Annotated in this window: 15 protein-coding genes; 10 read left to right on the top strand and 5 right to left on the bottom strand. The window is 71.5% G+C overall.

Features of this window, described 5'->3' with window-relative positions:
* The first annotated feature begins 102 nt into the window (after positions 1-102).
* The 6 genes from OG199_RS35215 to OG199_RS35190 all read left to right on the top strand — a co-directional run bounded on the left by OG199_RS35215 (position 103) and on the right by OG199_RS35190 (position 7,839).
* A complete protein-coding gene (locus tag OG199_RS35215; protein WP_356799283.1) occupies positions 103-1,458 on the top strand; it encodes a mycothione reductase in 1,356 nt (451 codons plus the stop codon).
* Between the two features lie 130 nt (positions 1,459-1,588).
* On the top strand, positions 1,589-2,593 hold the full coding sequence (locus OG199_RS35210; RefSeq protein WP_405832868.1) for a D-cysteine desulfhydrase family protein: 1,005 nt from the start codon (positions 1,589-1,591) through the stop codon (positions 2,591-2,593).
* Between the two features lie 515 nt (positions 2,594-3,108).
* Positions 3,109-4,128 (top strand): alcohol dehydrogenase catalytic domain-containing protein, encoded by a 1,020-nt coding sequence (locus tag OG199_RS35205; RefSeq protein ID WP_401806270.1) that lies wholly within the window; start codon positions 3,109-3,111, stop codon positions 4,126-4,128.
* Between the two features lie 325 nt (positions 4,129-4,453).
* Entirely contained in the window at positions 4,454-5,512 is a 1,059-nt protein-coding gene (locus OG199_RS35200) for an alpha/beta fold hydrolase (protein WP_405832866.1), read from the top strand.
* 368 nt (positions 5,513-5,880) lie between these two features.
* On the top strand, positions 5,881-6,324 hold the full coding sequence (locus OG199_RS35195; RefSeq protein WP_401806273.1) for a VOC family protein: 444 nt from the start codon (positions 5,881-5,883) through the stop codon (positions 6,322-6,324).
* 315 nt (positions 6,325-6,639) lie between these two features.
* Entirely contained in the window at positions 6,640-7,839 is a 1,200-nt protein-coding gene (locus OG199_RS35190; RefSeq protein ID WP_405832864.1) for an acyltransferase family protein, read from the top strand.
* 31 nt (positions 7,840-7,870) lie between these two features.
* Here the strand turns inward: OG199_RS35190 and OG199_RS35185 are convergent, their stop codons facing one another.
* The 3 genes from OG199_RS35185 to OG199_RS35175 form a co-directional block, all read right to left on the bottom strand.
* Complete coding sequence (locus OG199_RS35185; protein ID WP_405832862.1) at positions 7,871-9,115, bottom strand: YbfB/YjiJ family MFS transporter; 1,245 nt, start codon at positions 9,113-9,115, stop codon at positions 7,871-7,873.
* A gap of 51 nt (positions 9,116-9,166) precedes the next feature.
* Positions 9,167-9,469 carry a muconolactone Delta-isomerase family protein gene (locus OG199_RS35180; RefSeq protein ID WP_356799293.1) on the bottom strand — a complete coding sequence of 101 codons (303 nt, stop codon included), beginning with the start codon at positions 9,467-9,469 and terminating at the stop codon, positions 9,167-9,169.
* A gap of 85 nt (positions 9,470-9,554) precedes the next feature.
* On the bottom strand, positions 9,555-10,400 hold the full coding sequence (locus OG199_RS35175) for an MBL fold metallo-hydrolase (protein ID WP_356799295.1): 846 nt from the start codon (positions 10,398-10,400) through the stop codon (positions 9,555-9,557).
* Between the two features lie 255 nt (positions 10,401-10,655).
* On the opposite strand from OG199_RS35175, the gene OG199_RS35170 reads away from it, so the two are divergent.
* Both OG199_RS35170 and OG199_RS35165 read left to right on the top strand, forming a co-directional pair.
* Entirely contained in the window at positions 10,656-11,687 is a 1,032-nt protein-coding gene (locus OG199_RS35170; RefSeq protein WP_405832860.1) for an NAD(P)H-dependent flavin oxidoreductase, read from the top strand.
* A 132-nt stretch (positions 11,688-11,819) separates the two neighbouring features.
* Complete coding sequence (locus tag OG199_RS35165; RefSeq protein WP_356799299.1) at positions 11,820-12,458, top strand: disulfide bond formation protein DsbA; 639 nt, start codon at positions 11,820-11,822, stop codon at positions 12,456-12,458.
* A 149-nt stretch (positions 12,459-12,607) separates the two neighbouring features.
* Here OG199_RS35165 and OG199_RS35160 read toward each other — a convergent pair whose 3' ends face one another.
* A complete protein-coding gene (locus OG199_RS35160) occupies positions 12,608-13,180 on the bottom strand; it encodes a TetR family transcriptional regulator C-terminal domain-containing protein (protein WP_356799300.1) in 573 nt (190 codons plus the stop codon).
* Between the two features lie 391 nt (positions 13,181-13,571).
* Here OG199_RS35160 and OG199_RS35155 point away from each other — a divergent pair, with 391 nt between their 5' ends.
* Both OG199_RS35155 and OG199_RS35150 read left to right on the top strand, forming a co-directional pair.
* Positions 13,572-14,504 (top strand): Bax inhibitor-1/YccA family protein, encoded by a 933-nt coding sequence (locus OG199_RS35155; protein ID WP_405832858.1) that lies wholly within the window; start codon positions 13,572-13,574, stop codon positions 14,502-14,504.
* Positions 14,505-14,761: 257 nt separating this feature from the next.
* On the top strand, positions 14,762-15,325 hold the full coding sequence (locus tag OG199_RS35150) for a hypothetical protein (protein WP_405832856.1): 564 nt from the start codon (positions 14,762-14,764) through the stop codon (positions 15,323-15,325).
* Positions 15,326-15,510: 185 nt separating this feature from the next.
* On the opposite strand, the gene OG199_RS35145 is transcribed toward OG199_RS35150, so the two are convergent.
* Complete coding sequence (locus tag OG199_RS35145) at positions 15,511-15,885, bottom strand: HGxxPAAW family protein (RefSeq protein ID WP_405832854.1); 375 nt, start codon at positions 15,883-15,885, stop codon at positions 15,511-15,513.
* Positions 15,886-15,978: the final 93 nt, after the last annotated feature.

Genomic DNA, 15,978 nt, shown 5'->3' with positions numbered 1-15,978 from the left:
CCGTGCCCGCGCGACAGGGAGGCGGGGCGGCGCGGACCACTTCCTCACCGCCGGGCCGTGCGCCGCCGGGCTGGACGGTTCGTCGACGGAAGGTGAACGGACGTGCGCCATTACGATCTTGTGGTTCTGGGAGCCGGCAGCGGCAACATGCTGCCCGGCGGAGAGCTCGCTCATCTCCGCACCGCTGTCGTCGAACCCGGCCGCTTCGGCGGCACGTGCCTGAACCGAGGCTGCATTCCGAGCAAGATGTTCGTCGTCGCCGCCGACGCGGTCGAGGACGCGCGGGCGGCGGCCCGTCTCGGTGTCGACGCGACGGTCGAGCACGTCGACTGGAAGGCCATCCGCGACCGGGTGTTCCACCGCATCGATCCGATGCACGAGAGCGCGCTGAACTACCGCAGGGACAACGGCGTCGACGTGTACACCGAGGAGGGGCGGTTCGTCGCGCCGAAGGTGGTGCGGGTGGGGGCCGAGCGCATCACCGCCGACACGTTCGTCGTCGCGGTCGGGTCACGACCCGTGGTGCCGGACATCCCCGGCCTCGACACCGTCGCCTACCACACCTCGGACACCATCATGCGGATCGACGAGGTGCCCGCGTCCATGGTCGTCATCGGTGGCGGTTTCATCGCGGCCGAGTTCGGCCATGTCTTCGGCGCGTTCGGCTCCGACATCACGATCGTGCAGCGGGGGCCGCGCCTGCTGATGGCGGAGGACGAACAGGTGTCGGCACGCTACACCGACCTGGCGTCGCGGCGCCGTCGGGTACTCCTCGACGCCACCGTCACCTCCGTCGAGGGGCGTGAAGACGGCGTCGCGGTCTCCGTGTCCTGCCCGGACGGCGACCATGTCGTCCGGGCCGCGGCGCTGTTGGTGTGCGTCGGTCGCCGGCCCAACACCGACCGGCTGGACGCCACCGCCGGCGGTCTGGACCTCGACGGACACGGCCACATCGTGACCGACGGCGCGTACCGCACGTCGGTGCCGGGGGTCTGGGCCCTGGGCGACACGGCGAACCACTACCAGCTCAAGCACATGGCGAACGCCGAGGTCCGGCTCGTGCGGCACAACCTGCTCCATCCCGAGGACATCCGCACCCTGCCCCACAAGGTCGCGCCGCACGCGGTCTTCACCAGCCCGCAGATCGCGAGCATCGGGCTGACCGAGCAGGAGGCCCGGCGTCGCGGCATCGACCACCTCGTGAGTGTCCGCGACTACGGGGACGCCGCGTACGGATGGGCGTTGGAGGACACCACCAGCTTCGTGAAGATCCTGGCCGATCCCGTCACCCGGACGATCCTCGGCGCGCACATCATCGGCCCACAGGCGGCGACACTCATCCAGCAGTTGATCCAGGCCATGGAACTGGGACTGACGGTGGACCGGATCTCCCGCGACGTGCTGTTCATCCACCCGGCACTGACCGAAGTGGTCGAACAGGCCCTGCTGGCCCTGTAGTGCCCGCCCGGGGGTGGGCAGGCGACGGTAGGCGGGAGTGCCCGACGTACGGTGACTGCGTGCTCCGCCGCAACCGTCCCTCCTCCCCTCCGCCCTCGGCGGTGCGCGTACTACTTGAGCTGGAGATTTCATGAGTGACAAGATCGCCCTGTCGACATGGCCCACCCCGCTGGAGCGGGTGCCGCGTCTGTCGGCGGAGCTGGGCCTGGGCGAGGACGACCTCTGGATCAAGCGGGACGACCTCATCGGGCTCGGAGGCGGCGGCAACAAGGTCCGCAAGCTGGAGTGGACCGTCGGCGCCGCCCTCGCGGCCGGGGCGGACACCCTGGTCACCACCGGCGCCGCGCAGAGCAACCACGCCCGTCTCACCGCGGCCGCCGGCGCCCGCCTCGGGCTCGACGTCGTGCTCGTCTTCCCCGGCACCCGCGACAGCGCCGTGAACGGCTCCGGCAACCTCGTTCTCGACAGCCTCTTCGGAGCCAGGGTGTTCTGGGCCGGCGACAGCGACCCGAGCACGATGGCCGGCGTCACCGACGAGGTCTGCCGTCAGCTGCGCCACGACGGGGCGCGTCCCTTCCCCATCCCCTTCGGCGGCTCAAGTCCCCTCGGGGCACGGGGATATGTGGACGGCGGCGAGGAGCTGCTCGCCCAACTGCCCGACGTGGAAAACGTCGTGGTCGCCCTCGGGTCCGGCGGCACCATGGCGGGGCTGATCGGCGCCCTCGGGGAGCGACGTGTCCTCGGCGTTCACTGCGGGGCGGTGGCGGAGCCGGCCGTCACCGTCGCCGACCTCGCGGGCGCGCTGACCGGCCGCGACATCGCCCCTGAGTCCCTGCGGATCCGTACCGACCAGGTGGGCCCGGGGTACGGGATGCTGCACGAACCGGTCCTGGAGGCGATGCGAACCGCCGCGCTCACCGAGGGTGTCGTCCTGGACCCGGTCTACAGCGGGCGCGCCATGGCCGGGCTGATCGCCGCGGTCCGGGACGGCGACATCCGCCCGGGGCAACGCACCGCCTTGCTGCACACCGGTGGACTGCCGGGCCTGTTCGGGCATGCGGAGACCGTGCACCGCGCCGTCGACGGCCTGCGCGCCTACGAGCCGGAGCGGACGTCACCCCGTACGGAGGCCTGAACCGCGGTACGCCGGGGGCCTCTTCGACCACGTCTCCGATCCGCTGATCGATGACCTCGTCGAAGGGCCGGCCGGCGCCCGCCCGCCGGTGGCCCTCCCACGGGCCCGACGCACAGGATCGCTCCACGCCCCTTCGCCTCCTGGACGACCCAGGGGCGGTCAGCCCGCACAGGGAAATCACCGGTTCGAGCGGTGATGAATCTCTCACGCTCGATCATCACCCGCCCCTGCGGTGAAGCGGCCCGACGTGGGTGCGAGCCCGGCACACACCGGGACTCTCCGACCCCCGCTCCCCCACCCCACCCTTCGAAGCCCATGTGCAAGATGGAGGTACGCGTCGACGTCTGAAGGGAGGTACGCGTTGACGTCTAAGACGACCGGTCATATTGTCGTGGCAGCGCCTCCGCGGATCGCCCGCGGCCCCGGCTCCGCCGCCCGCAACCGCGAGGCCAGGCGGGCCGAAGGCAGTCCCCACGCGGGACTCGGACGGGGCGCCGCACACCCCCAGGAGAAACGTGTCCACGTACCAGGCATACGAAGTCACCGGATCACGGCAGTTCGCACGGACCACCCGTGAACTCGTCCCGCCCCGCCCGGGCCACGTACGGATCACGGTGGAGAGCTGCGGGGTGTGCCACTCCGACGTGCTCGCCGTCGAAGGGCTCAGGGCCGATCCGTCGCAGCCCGTCGTCCCGGGTCACGAGGTCGTCGGGACCATCGACGCCGTGGGCGAGGGAGTGCGGGCGTGGCAGGTCGGCGAGCGGGTGGGCGTCGGGTTCCTGGCCGGTCACTGCGGTGAGTGCGACCCGTGCCGGCGCGGCGACTTCGTCAACTGCGCCGACCAGGAGCAGACGGGGACGACCGTCGACGGCGGCTACGCTGAGGTGCTGTACGCCAGGTCCAACGCGCTGGCCCGGATTCCGGAGGGCATCTCGTCGGCCGAGGCGGCCCCGCTGCTGTGCGCGGGCCTGACGAGCCTCAGCGCCCTGCGACAGCTGGACAACCGGCCCGGTTCGCTCGTGGCCGTGCAGGGCATCGGGGGTCTCGGACATCTCGCGGTGCAGTACGCGGCCAGGCTCGGCCACCGGGTCGTGGCGATCGCCCGCGGGCCCGAGAAGGCGTCGCTGGCGGCCTCACTCGGCGCGGACGACTACATCGACAGCGCCGCCGAGCACCCCGGAGAGGCGCTGGCACGACTGGGCGGCGCCGACGGCATCGTCGCGACGGCGGCCAGCGGCAGTTCGATGACACCCCTGGTCACCGGGCTCGCCCCGCGCGGCCGCATGATCGTGGTGGGGGTCGGCACCGACCCGATAACGGTCTCCACGCCGGACCTCGTGCTCAGCACGCGGACCATCACCGGCAGCCTGACCGGAACCCCGATCGAGAACGAGGACAACCTGGCCTTCAGCGTGCGGCACGGGGTCCTTCCGCTGATCGAGCGGATGCCGCTGGCCGAGGCGCCGAAGGCCTACGAACGCATGATGTCCGGCGAGGCGCGCTTCCGTGTCGTGCTCGACGCCGTACGGGCCTGACCTCACCCCCATCCCGGACGGTCACACCCGGACCCTCCGACCGCAGCGGGAGCCCGGCGGGAAGAGGCGGTCGGGGGGCGCCGACAGGTCGCACGCCCCCCAACCGCCGGAAACCGGACCCCACTTCATGCCCTCGGCGACGACCGCCGCACCACCTGGGGACAGGATTCGCAGCACGCGTCACCTGTTTGACAGGTGACGCGGAGCCGTGCGAGGGTCAGTGCCGCGCGGCGACATGGCAGGGACCCGCGCCCCACGACAGGGGCGGGCGGAGGCCTGCGCGAGCGCGCGTTCCTACCGGATCAGCGGTCAAGAAGGGGGCCTGATGTTCAACAGGCGGAGCTTCGGCAAGATCATGGGTGTGAGTGCGGCCAGTACGTCACTGGCCGCGGTGCCCACCGTCTCGAGGGCGGCCACGCCGACGGCATCGGGCCGCGAGAGCGCGGCGACCACGTCGACGGCCGGGTGGGGGCACACGTCCTTCGGGCCGCTGAAGCAGATCCACGCCGGCGAGCTGAACGTCGGCTACGCGGAGGCCGGCCCCGCCCACGGCCCCGCGGTCGTCCTGCTGCACGGCTGGCCCCACGACATCCACAGCTTCGTCGATGTAGCGCCCTTGTTGGCGGCGCGGGGCTACCGGGTGATCGTGCCGTACCTGCGCGGCCACGGCACCACCCGCTTCCTTTCGGACAGGACGTTCCGCAACGCCCAGCAGTCGGTGGTCGCGCTCGACATCATCGCGCTGATGGACGCGCTCAAGATCGAGAAGGCGATCCTGGCCGGTTTCGACTGGGGATCACGGACGGCCGACATCATCGCCGCGCTCCGGCCCGAGCGGTGCAGGGCCCTGGTCTCCGTGACCGGGTACCTGATCACCAACCGCGAGCGCAACGAGGCGCCGCTGCCGCCGCAGGCCGAGTGGGCGTGGTGGTACCAGTTCTACTTCGCCACGGAGCGGGGTCGGCTCGGCCTCGAGGCGAACGCCCGCGATCTGGCCAGGCTCGTCTGGAGGTTCAACTCCCCCACGTGGGACTTCGACGAGGCGACCTTCGACCGTACGGCGGCGGCCTTCGACAACCCCGACCATGCCGCCATCGTGATCCACAACTACCGCTGGCGGCTCGGCCTGGCCGACGGCGACCCGCGCTACGACCGCATCGAGAACCGACTGGCCGCCGGCCCCGTCATCGGCGTGCCCACGGTCACCCTCGACGGGGAACGGGACCCCTTCACCCCGGCCGGGGACGGCTCGTCCTATCGCGACAAGTTCTCGGGCCCGTACGCCCACCGGACCCTGAAGGACATCGGCCACAACGTGCCGCAGGAAGCACCCGAGGCGTTCGCCGAAGCGGTCGTCGAAGCGGACCGGCTCGCCCGCCGGTAGCCCGGCCTCCCCGCCTGGCGCGGGCAGGCCCCCAGCGCCTCGCACGGTCCGGGCCCCCGCCGCGTCCGGCCCGGGCCGGACCGACCGCCCGGGGCCGTCCGCACCGCGGGCCCGCGCCCCGCACGGGTTGCGAGCGTCCACCCCCGGCCCAACGGTGGACGTGGAGAGAACGGAAGCGCTCAGGACGTGAGCGGCGGCATGGGCGCCGACACGAGCAGTGGCCACCGAAACGGACCGACACCGGTCGACGTCGCTCGTTGTCGACCGACGCCGGCCGGTCGGCACGGGTGATCGACAACGCGTGATCGACAACGCGTGATCGACAACGCGCGACAGCAATGGACCCCTACGGACAGGAGCAAGCCGCCATGGACATGAAACTCGAGGTTGTGGTGGTGCCGGTCTCCGACGCCGACCGTGCCAAGGCCTTCTACGAGAAGCTCGGATGGCGGCTCGACGCCGACTTCAGCGACGGGGCGGACTTCCGGGTGGTGCAGTTCACCCCGCCCGGCTCACCCTGTTCGATCATCTTCGGCACCCGGATCAGCGCGGCCCCGCCCGGCTCGTCGGAGGGCCTGCACCTCGTCGTCGCCGACATCGAGGCGGCCCGCGCCGAGCTCGCCGACCGGGGCGTCGAGGTGAGCGAGGTGTTCCACGACGCGGGCGGAGTGTTCCACCGCGCCGGAACCGAGGGCCGTGTCTCGGGCCCGGACCCGGAACGCCGGAGCTACTCCTCGTTCCTGTCCTTCAGTGATCCGGACGGCAACGGGTGGGTGCTGCAGGAGATCACGACGAGGCTTCCGGGCCGGTGACCGAAGCCCCGGCGGCCCCGGGCCGGACCGCCGGGGCCCAGGGCGGTTACGGAGCCGGGGCCGTACCCCCGTGTGACAAGGAGCCCTCTTGCTTCTCCCCTGAACCTTCCGGCCGAGCGCGACGTACCAGTCACTGCGGGTGGCTCCGGGCTACCCGAAAACACGACGTGAACGCCGAGTCGGTAGGTGGGCGCCCGCCTCGGAACGTCGTGCACGGATCGCCGTGGCGGTGACCACGTACGCGAGCAGGGAACCCGAGGAGAGGGCCGAACGATTACCTCAGGATCGAGTCAACCAGTCCGTAGTGATCTTGACTTGCCCTCCCCCGAGGAGAAAAGAGAGGAGCCGGACGCGGCGTCCGGCCTCACCCATGTGCCGGGGCTCGACGGGCTCCGGGGCTTGGCCGCACTGTACGTTCTCCTTTTCCACTGCTGGCTCCTGACCTTTCCAGGGTTTCCGGACAACTCGGGCCCCTCCTGGCTCGGCTGGTTGATGTACGGGCGCCTTGCCGTCGTCCTCTTTCTCGTGCTGTCCGGTTTCTCTCTGGCCATCTCGGCGGCGCGCAAGAGCTGGCAGTTGGGAAGCCTTGCCGGTTTCCTGCGTCGGCGCGCCTGGCGCATCCTGCCTCCCTATTGGGCGGCGCTGGTGTTCAGTTTGGTGGTTGCCTGGTCGGTGGTGCCGGCATCGCATTTCGGACCACCGAGCGGCAAATCGATTCTGGTGTACGGCCTCGTGGCTCAGGACGTGTACACGGCCCCGACACCGAACGGAGCGTTCTGGTCGATCGGCGTGGAGGCGGAGCTCTATCTCGCCTTTCCGGTTCTCCTGCTGATCCGGAGGCGACTGGGGGCGCTGGTCCTGGTCACGGGCGTGACTCTCATGGTCGTCGCGCGCGGCTTGTTGGCGAGCGACGCACTGCCGGTGGAAGGCGTGAACGGGCTGACGCCGAATCTCGCTCCCGTGTTCGTCGCCGGTCTGGTCGGCGCGGGAGTAGTTGTCGCGCCGGAGAAGGTCCGGCGTCTTCCATGGCATTGGCTGGCCGCCCTGGCCGCTCTACCGGTCCTGTGCCTTGTCGTCATCAAGGGGTCGATCTGGACGGTGGACCACTATTTCTGGATGGACCTCGCGGTGGTCCCCGCCATGACGCTGCTCCTCGTAGCCGTCTCCACGGGGAAGCCGGATTTCCTCACAAAGCTCCTGAGTACGCGCGCCGTGCGCGGCCTCGGCAACTTTTCATACAGTTTGTACCTCATTCATCTGCCGATCATCATGATCGTCGTTCGCAAGGTCGCCCCTCATTACGTATCACCGGGGCTGCCCACGTTCGGGTTCACACTCGTGGTGGGACTGCCCGCCTCGGTGCTGGGAGCGTGGCTTTTCTCGGAGGTCTTCGAGATGCCCTTCAAGCGGAACCGTTCCTGGAAGTTCATGCTTGAGGAAGGACGTTCACGCTGGAACGGAACACGTCCGACGCTCAGTCGACCGATTCACCATGGACAGCCTGAGAAGAACTGAAACGCGACGGGCGCACCGGGCGCACCCGAACCTACGAAGCCGGGCGGGTGCGGGGCCCGTCGGTCGTGTCGTCGGGTATGTGGTGGGGGAATCCGATCCGGAGGACGACCGCGGTGAGGGCGGCGGCGAGGACGACCGCCGAGGCCAGGATGAGGGCCTGGTGGTAGCCGTGGTGGAGCAGCGGTGTGACAGCGAGGGGCCCGACGATCTGGCCGACGGAGTATCCCGCGGTCAGCAGGGCCACCGAGCGGGGGAACCGCAGATGGGCCCCGGTGGCCAGCGCGATGGTGCTGATCCCGAGGAACGTCACGCCGAACAGGAACGCGGAGATCAGAGCTGCCGCCACTCCGCCGACCAGAGCGGGCAGCGCGATGCCGGCGGCCTGGATCACGAGCGCGGCGAAGAGCAGGTCGGGGCGGGACCAGCGGCGCCCCAGCCAGGCCCACAGCGCGGAGGACGGCACGGCCGCGAGGCCGACCAGCACCCAGGCGCCGCTGCCGATCCACCCCGGGGACGCCTGATCGATGGCGGCGACCAGGAAGGTGCCGGCCACGATGTATCCGACGCCCTCCAGGGTGTAGCCGGCGAACAGCGCGTTGAACCAGCGGTGCGTACGCACGGGCCGCGGCGGAGTCACGACCCCGGGGTCCGTGGCCTCGGTGTGCGGCAGTTCGACGCGCAGGTTCCACGACAGCGCGGTGAAGACCACGGCGAGCCCGGCGGAGCCCCACCACGCGGCCTGCCAGTCGGCGACCGAGCGCAGGGCCAGAACCAGCAGACCGGACAGGGCGATCCCCGCCCCGACTCCGCCGAAGGCCCAACCGGGCAGGTGCGCGGGGTGGTCGCGCAGGTGACTGAGCAGAGAGCTGACGGCGATGACGAAGATCAGGGCGCTCGCCGCACCGGCGGTCAGTCTCAGCGCGATCCACACGGCGGTGCTGTGCGTGAAGGGCATCGCCGCCAGCGTGCCGGTCAGCACGGTCAGGGAGCCACGCAGGATCTTGGGTGAACGGACCAGTGCGGGACGCAGGATGCCGACGAGGGCGCCCACCAGGTAGCCGACGTAGTTGGCGGTGGCGAGGTGTGCGCCGCCCCCGGCGGACAGACCCGCCTGAGCGTGCATCAGGGGAAGGATCGGTGTGTAGACGAAGCGTCCGACGCCCATGCCGACCGCCAGGGCCGTGGCCGCCTGAGCGACGTGGAGCCAGGGCGAACCGGGCGGGCCGTCCGATCGGTCCGATCGGTCCGGGGAGCGTCGCAGGATGGTTGCGCTCATGAAGAAGTCCTTGTGGGGTGCGTACGCGGTCCTTGTGAGGTGACGCGTGGGTCACGCGGAGGCGTCGGGGCCGCCCGGGTCATTGGGGTGGGACACGAGGGGGGTGACCCTGGCCGTCATCCAGGCGCGCAGCGGCAGGGTGCCGATCACCTTCTCGTGGAGTTCGTACTCGTCCGCGGCGAGCCAGACACCGATGCTGCGCGGTTCGCCGACCGGACGCCACAGCCGCAACAGGTGCCCGGTGGCCGCCAGTTCAGCGGCGCGTACCGCTTCCGCGGCGCGACGTCGGTCGACCTCGGCGGGGTCGGTGCCCTCGGGGACGGTGGTGGTCAGTTCGACCAGGAACTCTCGCATGGTGTCTTCTCCGTCGGATGGGATCGGGTCGGATGGGATCGGGTCGGGGCGGGGCGGGTGCACGGTGGTGGTCGGCCCGCGCCGGTCAGAGGGTGGTCGGCGTGCCGGGGACCAGCAGGAGCAGTCGGTCCCGAAGACCGTGATGGGCGACCGCCTCGCGCTGGGCGCCGGGGGCCGTCGCGCAGTGCTCCCAGGCTTCGGGGTGGACCGGAACGACCGTGCGCGCACCGAGGATCTCGGCGGCTCGGGCTGTGCGAAGGGCGATGGGCATCGGAAGGCGGTCCGGCAGGACGGGGCAGGCACCCCCCAGCACGGCCAGCTCGACGGGCCCGAAGCGGTCGGCGACTTCGCTCGCGATGTCCAGCGAGGGGGCGGCGTCACCACTGACGTAGATCGTGGGGACGTCCGGGCCGGTCAGTACGAAGCCGATGACAGGTCCGAGGGCGGCGCCGATGCCCTGCTCCTCCTCGTCTCCCTCCCCCTCGTGTCCTTCGCGGCCACCGCTCCGGGACGCGGTCGCGGTGACCTTGAGGCATCCGCCGTCCGGCCGGGCCAGGGTCAGGTGGTACCAGGGCCGCAGGCCGACAGCGGTGCCGCCGAGGCGGTCCGCGGCCCCGGTCGTGGTGAACGTCACCGGGACCGTCGCGAGCAGACGCTCACCGGCGACGCCGAGGCTGTCGGCGTACCGGCCGTGCGACAGGAGTACGGCGTGAAGCGGGCCCATCGCCTCGACGTCCGCCACGGAACAGTGCGGTCCGGCCACCGTGCGCGGGCCGTCGGCGGCCCGACCGGGCGGCTCGAAGGCGGGGTCGGTGAGCAGTCGCAGTCCCCCGATCTCGATGAGCGCCGTCGGTCCGCCGAGCAGCCGCACCGTGACCGGCTGCCGGGCGTCGGCCGTGGCCGCACCGGTGGCGTGCTGTCGGGTGTCCATGTCCTCATCGTGTGGCCGCCGCCGGGGCGGGCGCCACGACCGGCTTCCTCCCCGGTGGAAGGCGCGGCCTTCCACCGACGGTGCGGGCGAGGCTTCACCGCGACCGTGAGGACGTACCCGCAGTCGGCACGGCCACCGGCGCTCCGGGTGCTGCGAGGCCCCACCTACCAGGAGGGAGGAAGCCGGTCGTGGCGTCGACCCCGTTGACGGCCGCACCGTGGAGACGTGGCGGCATCAGGAAGGGGACACAGCACCATGAACAGCCTGCTCGCGGCTCTCGGCGTCACGTCGCCGGTGCTGGCCGCGCCCATGGCGGGCGGTGCCACGACCACCGCACTGGTCGTGGCCGCGGCCCGCAGCGGTGGTCTCGGCTTCGTCCCGGCCGGTTACGCCACCGCCCGGACGCTGGCCGAGCGGGTCGCCGCGGCGCGTGCCGAGCAAATCCCGTTCGGCGTCAATGTGTTCGCGCCCCATCCGCTGCCGGTGGACCGCGCCGACTTCGCCCGCTACGCCGCGCTCGTCCAGGCGACGGCCGACCGCCACCAGGTCGACCTGCGCGGGCACGTCCCGGTCGAGGACGACGACGCGTTCGCCGAGAAGATCAGCCTGCTCGCCGAGGACCCCGTGCCGGTGGTCAGCTTCACGTTCGGGATCCCCGGACGGGCCGTGGTGGCGAGGCTGCGCACCGCGGGAAGCCTGGTGGCCCAGACGGTCACGGGTGTGGACGAGGCCCGCGCCGGGGCCGAAGCGGGCGTCGACGTCCTCGTGGTGCAGGCCGCCGCGGCGGGCGGGCACTCCGGCACGCTGACACCGCGGCAGCCGCCGTCCGACGTACCGGTCGACGATCTGATCGCCATGATCCGCCGGGCTGTCGACCTGCCGTTGATCGCCGCGGGCGGGCTCGCCACACCCGCCGACGTCGCGCACGTCATGGCGGCCGGCGCACAGGCGGCCATGGTCGGCACCGTGCTCCTGCGCACCGGGGAAAGCGGGGCCTCCCCCGTCCACCAGGCCGCTCTCGCCGACCCCGAGGGCCGGGGCACGGTGCTGACCCGGGCCTTCACCGGCCGCCCCGCCCGTGCGCTGCGCAACCGCTTCACCGATCTGTACGACGACCACGCCCCGTACGGGTATCCGGCGCTGCATCACCTGACCGCTCGGCTCCGCAGGCAGGCGGCCGAAGCGGGGGACGCCGACGTCCTGCACCTGTGGGCCGGCACCGGCCACCGCCAGGCACGCCGCGAAGGCGCCGGGCAGACCTTGGCGCGCCTGGCCTCGGCTCTGTGACGCAGTCGCTCAACATGTCGTCGTCCGCTCAGGAGTTGCCCCGCCGTTCTCCCCGCAGCCCATCCCCCTGAATTCCGACCGCCGACCGGACCCCCGGCCGGCCCGCCCCCACCACCACGTTTGGAACCTCTCGTGAACGACTCCCTCCCCCGCACTCCCGTCGACTTCTGGTTCGACCCGGTGTGCCCGTGGACCTGGCTGACCTCCCGCTGGCTGCTGGAGGTCGGCAAGGCCCGGCCCCTCACCATCAGCTGGCACGTCATGAGCCTGGCCGTCCTCAACGAGGGCCGCCTCGACGAACTGCCCGAGCCCCACCGCGTCCTGATGGGCCAGGCATGGGCACCGGTACGGGTCCTGATCGCCGCCTCCCGGGCCCACGGCCCCGCCGTACTGGAGCCCCTCTACACCGCGCTCGGCACTCGCTTCCATCTGCGGGAGGAACCGAGGACACGTCCGACCATCGAGGCCGCGCTGCGCGACGCCGGGCTGCCCGCGAGTCTCGCCGACGCGGGTGAAACCGACGCCTGGGACGCCGAGCTGCGCGCCTCCCACCGCGAGGGCATCAGCCTGGTCGGCTCCGACGTGGGCAGCCCCGTCATCGCGGTCCCCGGACCCGGTACCGGCAAGGTCGCGTTCTTCGGTCCCGTCGTCACCCCGGCTCCTCGGGGCGAGGAGGCCGCCCGGCTGTGGGACGCCACACTCACCGTCGCCTCCACACCCGGCTTCTACGAGATCAAGCGGACCAGGACGGTCGGCCCGCTGTTCGATTAAGCAGCCGGGCCGGAGAGCCGGCCGTGACCGGACCGTCCGGTGGAGCAGCGGAGGTAGCCCGGCGCGCGCGGGCCGACGGGACGGCCGGGCAACCCGTGCCCGAGCAACCGGTGCCCGAGCGGTTCACGCACGTCCAGGGCGCGCGTACGTCAGCGCAGGGCCGCTTCGAAGGCCATGAGGAAGAACGTGTCGAAAGCGGCGGCGGACTTGGTGGCGCGGGCCTCGATCAGGGTTCCCTCCCAGGCGTTGACGAGGAAGCGCGCCGTGACATCCGGGTCGAGGTCCGCCCGTACGGCACCGTCGCGGCGGGCCTCCGCCAGGGCCGCCGCGATCGCGCTGTTCCACGTCCGCAGGCTGTCCGCGACGGCCGTGCGGATCTCCTCGCTGTGGTCGATCACGTCCGTGGCGAAGTTGCCGAACATGCAGCCTCGCGTGAAGTCACGGTCGACGACCTCGTCGCGCAGGAACTCGAAGTGCCGGCGAACCCTCTCCAGCGGGGGCGACGTGGTGTCGGCGAGCATGTCCATTCGACGCTCGGCCCCGTAGAGCCGCAGGGCCTCGATGGCACACTCCTCCTTGCTGGAGAAGTGGTTGTAGAACGACCCCTTCGGCGCTCCGGCGGCGTCGGCGATCTCCTTGATGCCGGTGCCGTGGAAACCGCGCGTGTGGAACGTCTCCAGCGCGGACGCCAGCAGGTCTTCACGCTTGGACGGCTTGGGCACGGCGCGACACCTCCTCTGGCCTGTGGGCTCTCCAGGGACGCCCGGACAGTCAATATGACCGGACAGTTTATCTGGACAGTACACCTCGGGCGAGGATCCGCTCCACGCTGCCGCGACGGCCGTGCCCGTCAGAAGACCTGCGCGAAACACCCGACCGAAATCACGACCACGGCCGCGATCGCCGCCACGCCCTTGAGAATCCTCGATGCCTTCATGAGTTCCCCCTTTCCCTTCCCTCGTCCCGGCCGCCCCGGGTGTGCACCCCGCCCGACCATCACCGGTTCGTCTGGTGATGATGCTTGCCGTTCGCTGCGTCACCTGTCAAGGTGGTGACGAATCACGGTTCAACGAACCACGGTGAGGCCGCGCGACGCGGCCGTGGAGGAGTGACATGAAGAGCAGCAATCCGGTCTTCTCCCGACGGGGGTTCGCACGCGCCGACGGTCGCACCGGGCGAGGCGTCCGGCAGCCGCGGACGCTCGGCACACCGGTCGGCTCGCCGGTCGGAGCCTCGGTCGGCGCCGAGTCGTACGGGCCGCACACGGTGAACCCGTACGCCGATGACGGTTCTCGGAGTCCGCGCCTGTCGAAGGACGCTCCGCCCCGAGGCCGTTCCCACGCCGGGACGGCCGACGGCGCCATGACGATCGACGACGTGGTCGCGCGCTCGGCCCTGACGCTCGGTACGGTCGCACTCACCGCGGTGCTCTCGTGGGTCCTGCTGCCCCTCCACGACGCGGGCGTCGGCCGGTCGTACGGCACAGCCGCGGGCGCCGGCCTGCTCGCGTTCGCCCTCTCGCTCGTCCAGTCCTTCAGGCGCGAGCCGTCACCCGCCCTGATCCTGGCGTACGCGGCGTTCGAGGGCGTGTTCCTCGGCGTGATCTCCCATGCGACCTCGACGTACATCGCGCCTGGCGCGGTCGTCCAGGCGGTCCTCGGCACCCTGACGGTCTTCGCCGGTGTACTGATCGCCTACAGAGTGCGCTGGATCGGCGTCACGCGCCGCTTCCACGGCTTCGTCATGGCCTCGGCCCTGGGCTTCCTGCTCCTGATGGTGGTCGACCTGACGGCGTCCGTGATCGGCGGCGGTGACGGGCTCGGCTTCGACAGCGGCGTTCTCGGCGTCCTCTTCGGGGCCGTCGGCATCGTCCTCGGCGCCTGCTTCCTGGCGCTGGACTTCAGGCAGGTCGAGGACGGCGTCACGTACGGCGCGCCCCGGAAGGAGGCGTGGCTCGCGGCGTTCGGCCTCACGGTGACACTGGTGTGGATCTACCTGGAGGCACTCCGCGTGCTGTCGATCTTGACGCAGCAGGGCGAGGACTGACTCCGCCCTGGCCCCTGCCGCCCCGCCCGCCCCGAAACCTTCCGCTGCCGACGCCCGACGACCGAGCGCCCCGACGACTCGGGTCCCCGGCGAGGGACGGCCACCTGATCGTGCGGGAGCCCCGCACACGCGACCGGAACGCCCACAAGCGTGCGGCGCCCGAGCGACCGGTGGCCCTGGCACGGCTGCGACCAAGCGTGACAGGGTCAGCGGAGATCGTGGACCGACGTCCGACGTCCGAGGGTGAAGGGGAGTCCGTGGAGACCCAGATGTGGAACGCGCTGGCCGACTCGATGAAGGGGGCCTACGCGTCGGGACTGGCCGAAGGCGCCGTGCCGCGGCCCGTCATCATGCCCCTGGTACGCGGCCGGCTGGTCGGGCTGATCTGGGTCCGCCCGCTCAAGTCCGGTGACGACGCGCTCACCGGCATCGCGCAGCTGTCGAACATCGCCGCGGCGGCCGGCGCGGACGAGGTCGTCCTCGCCTGGGAGACCCAGGATGTCGCCACCGTGTGCGAGCTGCCCCTCAGCGGCCCGGCCCCGTGCCTGAACATGGTCCACGCGACGCGGGACGGCCATGTACTGCACCAGTTCCCGTACGAAGAACGGGTCCTGGCCCGCGACGCCGAGGGTGTGGCGTCCATCGATCCCGACTGGCGGGCAGCCCCCGCGCCACAGCCCGGCGGCGAGCTCGCTCCCCCCATCCAGGCCGCGGTCGACTTCTCGTTCGTCCCGATGGACATGGACCACCCCAACCCGTTCGGCGTCACCGCCGTCCTCATGGAGGAGGACGGCTACAAGGTGCGCCTGACCGAGGCGTGATCCGCAGCTCGCCGGCCCGCACCTCACCGGCCCGCACCTCGCCGGCCCCGCGGATCAGGGCCGGGTACGCGCCGCCACCGTCGCGGTGACCGCCCCGGAGCCGGGGCATGCCGGGGCGACCCGGACGCCGGTCACCGGGCGAGCGGGACCGTCCGACACCGGGTGACCCGGACCGTCGGTCACGGTCACGACGGTTGGCCCACGGGGGTGGGCTCGGCCGGAGCGGGTGAGACCGGGATGACGCCCGACGCGGGGGCCGCACCGCGGCCGGCCAGGCGGCACCCGAGGCAGTCCGGGTGGCCGCGGCGGGCGGAGGTGTCACGGACACGCCAGTGCTGTCGCGCCACGGGGCGCGGTCCGGTGGCCTTTCCCCAGCCCGCCAGATGGAGAAGCCAGGTGGCGAGGGCGGCCAGGACGACGGCGGCACCGCCCAGCCAGAGTCCGGTGGACCATCCGGCGGCGAGCGCCACCGCCATCACCGTGCAACCGGTGACGGCTATGGTGGTCCCGGCCCAGCCGGCGACCGTGTGGCCCAGATCGTGGTCTCCGTGCATGCCCACTTCTACTCCTCGGGAAGGCGGGTCGGGTGAACAGCTCGGCGGACACCCGGCGCGAACTATCTTAGCTTGCGAGATAAGTAACTTAGACACTAA

Source organism: Streptomyces sp. NBC_01176, from assembly GCF_045039825.1.
GTDB lineage: Bacteria > Actinomycetota > Actinomycetes > Streptomycetales > Streptomycetaceae > Streptomyces.
Note: the sequence above shows the minus strand (reverse complement) of the source record. Positions and strands in the feature narration are given on the sequence as shown.

Coding starts and splice junctions, on each gene's coding strand:
- OG199_RS35210 (WP_405832868.1), top strand. CDS start 1,589: ATGAGTGACAAGATCGCCCTGTCGACATGGCCCACCCCGCTGGAGCGG.
- OG199_RS35200 (WP_405832866.1), top strand. CDS start 4,454: ATGTTCAACAGGCGGAGCTTCGGCAAGATCATGGGTGTGAGTGCGGCC.
- OG199_RS35195 (WP_401806273.1), top strand. CDS start 5,881: ATGGACATGAAACTCGAGGTTGTGGTGGTGCCGGTCTCCGACGCCGAC.
- OG199_RS35185 (WP_405832862.1), bottom strand. CDS start 9,115: ATGAGCGCAACCATCCTGCGACGCTCCCCGGACCGATCGGACCGATCG.
- OG199_RS35180 (WP_356799293.1), bottom strand. CDS start 9,469: ATGCGAGAGTTCCTGGTCGAACTGACCACCACCGTCCCCGAGGGCACC.
- OG199_RS35175 (WP_356799295.1), bottom strand. CDS start 10,400: ATGGACACCCGACAGCACGCCACCGGTGCGGCCACGGCCGACGCCCGG.
- OG199_RS35170 (WP_405832860.1), top strand. CDS start 10,656: ATGAACAGCCTGCTCGCGGCTCTCGGCGTCACGTCGCCGGTGCTGGCC.
- OG199_RS35155 (WP_405832858.1), top strand. CDS start 13,572: ATGAAGAGCAGCAATCCGGTCTTCTCCCGACGGGGGTTCGCACGCGCC.